The following is a 4,238-nucleotide window of genomic DNA, read 5'->3' as shown; positions in this document are numbered from 1 at the left end:
GCGGCTGACCGGGGCGGCGCTGCCGGGGCTGGCATATTGTGTCGGCGACCGCACGGCGGATGCGGCGGCGGAACGCGGGTTCAGCGCGATTTCTGCCGGAGGCGATGCGGGCGATCTTCTGCGGCTGATCCGGGCGCAGCCGGGCGAGGGGCGGCTGCTCTATCTGCACGGCGAGGACCGGGCGGCGGATCTGTCGGCAGGGCTGGCGCCGCGCCCGGTGGTTTCGCTGACCGCCTATCGCCAGGCGGCGGCGGGGCTGAGCGATGAGGCAAGGCAGGTTCTCGCCAGCGGCGCGCGGGTGGTCGTGCCCCTGTTCTCGCCGCGCTCGGTTCGGCTGTTCCTGGCGGCGGCCGGGGGGCTGGATCTGGCTGGCGTGGTGCCGGTGGTGATCAGCGAAAACGCCCGCGCGGAACTGCCGCCTGCGCTGGCCGGGCGCGCTGTGGTCGCCGCGCGGCCGGATGGGCCGTCGATGATGGCGGCGATTGGCCGCTGTTTTCCGGGGGGATCGCCTTGAACCCCGGAGGCGCAAAGGCTTACCTTGGAACCAGGTCGCAACCGGCGGAGTTCACCAGCCATGGCAGATGAGGAAAAGCCGGTCCCCGCGGCAGAGAGTGACAGCCCGACCGTGATCGTCGAGGCGGTTCCCGAGGATATCCCCCCTCCGCCCGGGCCGGTGGCGCCGCGCCGTCGCGGTGGCTTTGTCGCGCCGCTGATCGGCGGGGCGCTTGCCGGAGTGATCGGCTTCGGCCTCTCGCATTACAATGTGCTGAACCTGCGGGGCGAGATCGACCCACAGGCGACAGAGGCGCGCTTTGCCGCGCTGGAAGCTGCGCTGCAAAAGACGGAAGCCGCCGCCGCAACCGCCGCTGGTCGTGCCGATGAGGCGGCCATTCAGGCGCAAACCGGCGCGCAAGAGGCAAAGGCGCAGGTTGCGGGTTTTGCTGAGCGGCTTGAAGCTCTCGACGCCGCGCTGGCGGCGCTGCAACAGGCGGCGCCCGACGGCTCGGTGCCACCCGCCGCCTTCGCCGCGTTGCGGGCCGAGGTCGATGCGCTGAAAGCCGCGCCGTCTGCGGGCGGGATGGATGCCGAATCCGCGCGCAGCCTGATTCAGCAGGAACTCGACGCCCGCGCCGCCGAAGTGACCGCGCGGGCAGAAGCCGAGGCCGAGGCCCTGCGCGCCGAAGCACGCCGCGACGCCGCGATGCTCTCGCTGCGCGAGGCGGTGGCGAACGGCCAGCCTTACGCCGGGGCGCTGGCGGACCTCGGCCTCGCGGATGTGCCCGCGCCGCTTGCGGCCCATGCCGAAACCGGCCTTCCCACGGCAGCGGGCCTGGCCGACGCCTTCCCCGAGGCCGCCCGCGCCGCGCTGGAATCCTCATTGCGGGCGGATGCAGACGACAGTTTCGGAGACCGCGCCTGGTCGCTCTTGCGGATCGGCACCGGCGCGCGCTCGCTGACCCCGCGCGAGGGGACCGATCCGGATGCCGTCCTGTCGCGCGCCGAAGCGGCGGCGAAAGCGGGCGATCTGCCGCTGGCGCTGCAAGAGCTGGCGGGGCTGCCGGAAGCGGGCCGCGCGGAAATGGCAGACTGGATTTCGCAGGCGCAGAGCCGTATCGCGGCCGATGCCGCGCTGTCCGCGCTGCAATAAGGAGGACGCAATGCTCTGGTCTCTGTTGAAGATCGTCGTCTTCCTCGCGCTGATTGCTGCGCTTGCCGTTGCCGCGGCGATGCTCTCGGAGCAAGGCGGCCAGGTCCGGCTGTGGATCTTCGATCAGGAATTCACCCTCGGCCCGGTGGCGGCGATCCTGGCGCTGGCGGCGGCGGTGCTGCTGGTCTGGCTGGGGCTGAAACTGGTCGGGCTGCTCTTCGCGGTGTTCCGCTTCCTGAACGGCGACGAGACCGCGATCAGCCGCTATTTCGACCGCAATCGCGAAAGGCGCGGCTATGCGGCCCTGTCCGAGGGGATGATCGCGCTGGCCTCGGGCGAGCCGACGCTGGCCATGGCCCGCGCCCGCACCGCCGAGCGGCTTTTGCACAAGCCCGAACTGACGCTGCTGCTGACCGCCCAGGCCGCCGAGGCCGCGGGCGACAGTCGCGCCGCGAGCGAGGCCTGGAAGAGCCTGCTTTCCGACGAGCAGACCCGTTTCGTCGCCGTGCGCGGGCTTTTGCGGCAGAAGCTGGCGAAGGGCGACACCGCGACCGCGCTGAAACTGGCGGAACAGGCTTTCGCGCTGAAGCCGAAACATGGCGAGACCCAGGACATCCTGCTGAAACTCCAGGCCGAGGGCGGCGACTGGGCCGGCGCGCGCGGCACATTGTCGCAAAAGCTGCGCTCGGGCGAGTTGCCGCGCTCGGTCTATCGCCGCCGTGACGCGCTGCTCGCGTTGCAGGAGGCGAAGACCATTCTCGACGAAGGCAGCACCATTGAAGCGCGCGAGGCAGCGATCGAGGCGAACAAACTATCGCCTGATCTGATCCCCGCCGCCGTGATCGCCGCGCGGGCGCTGGTGACGAAAGACGACCGCAAAGGCGCGGCGCGCGTCCTGAAAAAGGCCTGGGAGGCGCAGCCGCATCCCGATCTGGCCGCTGCTTTCGCGGCGACAGAGCCGGCGGAGAGCGCGTCCGAGCGGCTGAAACGGTTCCGCAGCCTCCTGGCCTCGCGCCCCGATCATGAGGAATCGCGGCTGACCGAGGCCGAGCTGCTGCTTGCGACCGAGGATTTCCGCGCGGCGAAGGCGGCGCTCGGCACTTTGCCCGAGGATCACCCGACGCAGCGCGTTCTGGCGATCCTCGCCGCCGCCGAGCGCGGTATGGGGGCCCCGGATGCCGAGGTGCGCGGAATCCTCGCGCGGGCGCTGACCGCCTCGCGCGGGCCGGAATGGTGCTGCGACAAATGCGGCACCGTCCATGCGCAATGGGTGCCGATCTGCGCCTCGTGCAGCGGTTTTGACACGCTGAGCTGGCGCGAGCCCGAAGGCCTCCGGGCCAGCCGCCCCGCCAGCGGCGCGGAACTGGCGCCGCTGCTGTTCGCGGCCAGCCCGCCCGCGCCCGAACCGCCACCGGTGCCGGTGGCGGAGCTGCCGCCCGCAGAACCGGAGCGGCCCGCGCCGGAACCTGTGGCGGCAGACGAGGGCCCATATGAAACCCCGGACGAAATTCTGCGCCGGGCGACCTGAGGCTGAAAATTGGGACTACACAGCGCCCGGGCCAGATGCTATCAGCAGCCCCGGATCGGAGATGCTTTTCCGAGACCGGCCGGCACAGTTCATCTGGCAGCGCATGTCTTCGCAACGGGATCGCCCGCGAATGATATGCAAACCCCGGTGGCGCTGGTTGTAAGACGAGCAGGTCCATAGCAAGGCCTGCAAATGGAAGCGTGCCGCTGTAGCTCAGCTGGTAGAGCACGTCATTCGTAATGATGGGGTCGGGGGTTCGAGTCCCTTCAGCGGCACCACGCTTCCAGGATTAATCCTCCAGTTCCGGAAGCTTACGGGGCTCGACGCCCAGCACGACGGCCAGCTTGCCCACGATCAGCACGGTCGGGTTCCTGACGCCGCGCTCAATACCGTTGACATAGGTGCGGTGCAGGTCGGTGTCGAAGGCAAGCTCCTCCTGCGAGATGCTTTTCTGCTCCCGGTAACGCCTCACGTTCCTGCCCACGACCGCCTTGATGTCCATGCGGGCATAGCGCGGAAACGCATACTATCGGTCTGCAGACTATGAGTCACACACCTTAGTTCCGCCGCATTCATTCGAGCGAGGACTGCCGGGTCTACCCTACTTTCCCAAGCTCCGGCCGAACACCATAAGACTGGCTTGCCGGGCACCTCCCGATGGCTACTCTTGAAGGTCTTTCATTTCCAGGTGGCTTTGATCGAGCTATCCTTGCTGGGCTATGCGCTCACTAGGCTCAGGACTCGTTCTGGATCATAGCCAGAAGAAGACCGTTGCGGCGAGCATGATGGCTGAGAAGAAGGTTTCCGGGCACCGGTCGTATCGGGTGGCGACATCGAGCCATTGAGGCGCCATTGGTTCGAGCCCAATGGCGAGGTCCAATCCTTCAACCGCCCAAACATGATCTCGATGCGGTTGCGCCGTTTGTAGCGCCGCTTGTCATATTTGACGGCTTTCTTGCGGGATTGAGCTACTCCCCGATCCTTGGACAGTTTTCGAGGATGTTTAAGCTACTGCCTGCGCCTGCTGGTCGGTTTCGATGCTGTTGAAGTAGACCACGGCGG

4 protein-coding genes, 1 tRNA gene and 1 pseudogene are annotated in these 4,238 nt (G+C 68.1%); 4 read left to right on the top strand and 2 right to left on the bottom strand.

Annotated features, from left to right (window positions below; translation table 11 throughout):
• From XINFAN_RS00515 to XINFAN_RS00500, 4 genes are all read left to right on the top strand, one after another.
• A partial coding sequence (locus tag XINFAN_RS00515) for a uroporphyrinogen-III synthase (protein ID WP_148087131.1) occupies positions 1 to 514 on the top strand: 514 nt, incomplete at its 5' end.
• A 60-nt stretch (positions 515 to 574) separates the two neighbouring features.
• On the top strand, positions 575 to 1,648 hold the full coding sequence (locus XINFAN_RS00510; protein WP_124084617.1) for a COG4223 family protein: 1,074 nt from the start codon (positions 575 to 577) through the stop codon (positions 1,646 to 1,648).
• A gap of 10 nt (positions 1,649 to 1,658) precedes the next feature.
• Positions 1,659 to 3,176 (top strand): heme biosynthesis protein HemY, encoded by a 1,518-nt coding sequence (locus XINFAN_RS00505; protein WP_124084616.1) that lies wholly within the window; start codon positions 1,659 to 1,661, stop codon positions 3,174 to 3,176.
• Positions 3,177 to 3,378: 202 nt separating this feature from the next.
• Positions 3,379 to 3,454, top strand: a tRNA-Thr gene (locus XINFAN_RS00500).
• An 11-nt stretch (positions 3,455 to 3,465) separates the two neighbouring features.
• On the opposite strand, the gene XINFAN_RS00495 is transcribed toward XINFAN_RS00500, so the two are convergent.
• Both XINFAN_RS00495 and XINFAN_RS00490 read right to left on the bottom strand, forming a co-directional pair.
• On the bottom strand, positions 3,466 to 3,648 hold the full coding sequence (locus XINFAN_RS00495; RefSeq protein ID WP_233352076.1) for a helix-turn-helix domain-containing protein: 183 nt from the start codon (positions 3,646 to 3,648) through the stop codon (positions 3,466 to 3,468).
• Between the two features lie 279 nt (positions 3,649 to 3,927).
• Positions 3,928 to 4,172: pseudogene (locus tag XINFAN_RS00490) on the bottom strand (hypothetical protein); the annotation flags it as partial.
• Positions 4,173 to 4,238: the final 66 nt, after the last annotated feature.

Origin of the sequence: Pseudogemmobacter humi, assembly GCF_900609055.1 — a bacterium.
Lineage (GTDB): Bacteria > Pseudomonadota > Alphaproteobacteria > Rhodobacterales > Rhodobacteraceae > Pseudogemmobacter > Pseudogemmobacter humi.
The sequence above is the reverse complement of the archived record's forward strand: the minus strand, read 5'-3'. Positions and strand labels throughout refer to the sequence as shown.

What these genes read in the sequence shown, in the direction of transcription:
- XINFAN_RS00505 (WP_124084616.1), top strand. Translation starts at nt 1,659, where the DNA reads ATGCTCTGGTCTCTGTTGAAGATCGTCGTCTTCCTCGCGCTGATTGCT.
- XINFAN_RS00510 (WP_124084617.1), top strand. Translation starts at nt 575, where the DNA reads ATGGCAGATGAGGAAAAGCCGGTCCCCGCGGCAGAGAGTGACAGCCCG.